At 76.8% G+C, this 3085-nt stretch carries 1 protein-coding gene; it reads left to right on the top strand.

Annotation, left to right across the window (positions count from 1 at the left end; genetic code table 11):
• Positions 1 to 3085 (top strand): beta-ketoacyl synthase N-terminal-like domain-containing protein (locus tag EAO70_RS38160; protein ID WP_187284058.1); only part of this gene is annotated, 3085 nt, incomplete at both ends.

Below are 3085 nucleotides of genomic sequence, written 5' to 3'. Positions count from 1 at the left end.
CCCCGGGCCGCGCCGGCCGCCCCGGCCGCGACCGTGCCCGCCGCCACTCCGACCGCCGCCTCCACCGTGCGGCCCGCCGACGACGGCGCCCTCGCCGTCATCGGCATGGCGTGCCGGTTCCCCGGCGCCGGCACCCCGGACGAGCTCTGGCAGAACCTCGTCACCGGCGTGTCCAGCATCGGCGCCGCCCCCGAGGGCAAGCGCGGCTGGGCCCACCTGTGGTCCGAGGCGGCCGCCGAGGACGTACGGATGGGCTGGGTCGACGGCGTCGAGTACTTCGACGCCGCCCGCTTCGGCCTCACCGACCGCGAGGCGCGCCGCATGGACCCGCTCCAGCGGATGCTGCTCAGCGTCACCTCCGAGGCCATGGAGAGCGCCGGACGGGACCACCACTCCCTCGGAGCCGACACCGGCGTCTTCGTCGGCGCCATCGCCAGCGACTTCCCGGAGATCGTCGCCCGGAGCATCGGCCACTCCGACCCGCACGTGGCGACCGGCACCGCCCCCTCCATGGTGGCCAACCGCCTCTCCCACGTCTTCGACTGGTCCGGCCCGAGCTTCGCCGTCGACACCGCCTGCTCGTCGTCCCTCGTCGCCCTCCACGAGGCCGCCATGCACCTGCGGGCGGGCGAGATCGACGCGGCCGTGGTGGCCGCCGCCAACCTGGTGCTGACCCCGGCCAAGACCCGCTCCTTCACCCGTAACGGCATGCTCTCCCCGCAGGGCGCCTGCCGGGCCTTCGACGACGCCGCCGACGGCTACGTACGCGGTGAGGGCGCCGGCGCCCTGATCCTCAAGCGGCTCTCCGACGCCGAACGCGACGGGGACCCGGTCCTCGCCGTCATCCGCGGCACCGCCGTGAACCACACCGGCGGCAGCGCCGGCTTCCTCACCGCGCCCAGCAGGCCCGCCCAGGAAGCCGTACTGCGCCGGGCCCTGGCCCGCTCCGGGCGCACCGCCGCCGACATCGGATACGTCGAAGCGCACGGCACCGGCACCCAGCTCGGCGACCTCATCGAGCTGGAGGCCCTCCACGCGGTCCTCGGCGAGCCCGCCGGCCGCACCCCGGTCGCGGTGGGCTCCGTGAAGACCAACCTCGGCCACCTGGAGCCCGCCGCGGGCATCGCCGGCCTCATCAAGACGGTGCTGGCACTCCAGGCGGCGCACATCCCGCCGTCCCTCAACTACGAGACGCCGAACAGGTCGTTCGACTTCGACGGCTCTCCGCTGTACGTGGCCGACCGCCTTCTGCCGTGGGGCCCCGGCCCGCGGGTCGCGGGCGTCAGCAGCTTCGGCTTCGGCGGCGCGAACGCCCACGTCGTGGTCGAGGCCGCACCGGGCACGGAGCAGGCCCGCCCGGACTCCGGCCCGCAGCTGCTGGTCCTCTCGGCCGGCTCCGACGACGCGCTGCGCACCCTCGCCCGCCGGCTGGTGCTCATGCTGCGCTCCGCCTACTGCCCCTCCCTGGAGGCCCTGGCCGAGGCGAGCCGACTGCGGCCGGCCGGTGTACACCGCCTGGCGTGCGTCGCCGACAGCGCCGAGCAACTCCAGGACAAGCTGCAGCTGTTCCTGGCCGGCGTCGACGAGGTGCGCTCCCTCCACGTGGGCATCGCGGCCACGGCGGGGCGTCCGCACGACCTGCCCACCGCGGCGCCCGCGAGCCGCGGCGAACTCGCCGTCGCCGCACAGGCCTTCGTCGCGGGCACCGACCTCGCCGCCGGGCCGCGCCGCCGGGCGGGAGTGCGCTTCCCGACCGCGCCGCACGCCGAGAAGTACCTGTGGCTCGAACCCGCGCAGGAGCAGACGCCGCCGCCCGCTCCCGCGCGCACCCGCAGCACGTGGGCGGAGCACCCGGAGGCGGCCGAGCACCTCGTCCTCGGCCGGCCCACCCTGCCGGGCGCCGGCTACCCGGCCAAGGTCGCCGACTTCCTCGGCCGGGACCGCTTCGGCCTGCGCGACCTCACCTTCCGGGCCGCCGTCGAGGCGCCCGCGACGCTCACGGCCGCACGCGACGGCGACGCCATCGCCTTCCGCGACGGCTCCGGCGCCCTGGTGTGCAGCGCGACGCTGACCTCGCCCGAGCAGCCGGCGCTCACCGTCCCGCCCGCCTCGCACCGCTTCACCGAGGTCGGACTCGACGCGATGTACGCGGCGTTCGCCCGCGCCGGTCTGGACTACGGCACCGGCTTCCGCACGGTGACGTCCCTGTCGGTCGCCCCTGGGGAGGCCCTCGGAGTCCTGCGCGGCGACACCGCCGGGACCGTGGACGCCCGCCTCCTGGACGGCGCCTTCCAGATCGCGCTCGCCGCCTGCGGCGCGCAGGGGCTGTACGTCCCCTTCACCGTCGAGCGGCTCACCGTCCTCGGACGGCTGCCCGCCACCGCCCGGGTGTACGCCCGGCGTGACCGGGACGCGGGGCCGGACTCCGGGCTGTTGACCGGCAGCCTGGTCGTCCTCGACGGCGACGAGCCCGTACTGGAGGCGCGGGGCATCACCTGGAAGCGGCTGTCCGCGGCCCCGTCCGGGCCGGGCGCCGCCGGTGACAGCGGCCACGGCCACCGCCCGGCTCCGGCCCCCGCACCGGCCCCCGCACCGGCCCCGGCTCCGGTGCGGGCCCCGGCCGCGGTGCACGCGTCCAACGGCCATCTGCCTGCCTCCAACGGTCACCTGCCCGGCGGTCTTCCGGGCCGCTCTCTTGAGGCGGCGCTCGCCGACTGGGTGGCCGCCGCCCTGGAGCTGGACGCCGCCGAGCTGGAAACCGACCGCCCGCTCCAGGAGCAGGGCCTCGACTCGATGCTCGCGGTCTCCCTGGCCCAGGACATCCGGGCCCGGCTCGGCGTCGACATCCCCGTGACCCTCGTCCTGGAGGTCGGCACGGTCGACCGCCTCGCGGAGGAGCTGCGGGACGAGTACGGCGTCACCGCCCCGCCCGCCGACGCGACCGGCCTCCCGGCCGGGGCGGGCGGTGCGGGCGCGGCCGGGTCCGAGGGCTCGGCCGGAACGGGCGGGGAGCCGGCACACCCGCCGGCCCCTGTCCCCATGCCGAACGGGAATGCTGCGTCGGCTCCCCCCGTGCTCGCGGCCG

Source organism: Streptomyces sp. adm13(2018), from assembly GCF_008042145.1.
GTDB lineage: Bacteria > Actinomycetota > Actinomycetes > Streptomycetales > Streptomycetaceae > Streptomyces.
This window is presented reverse-complemented; position numbering and strand designations above follow the sequence as displayed.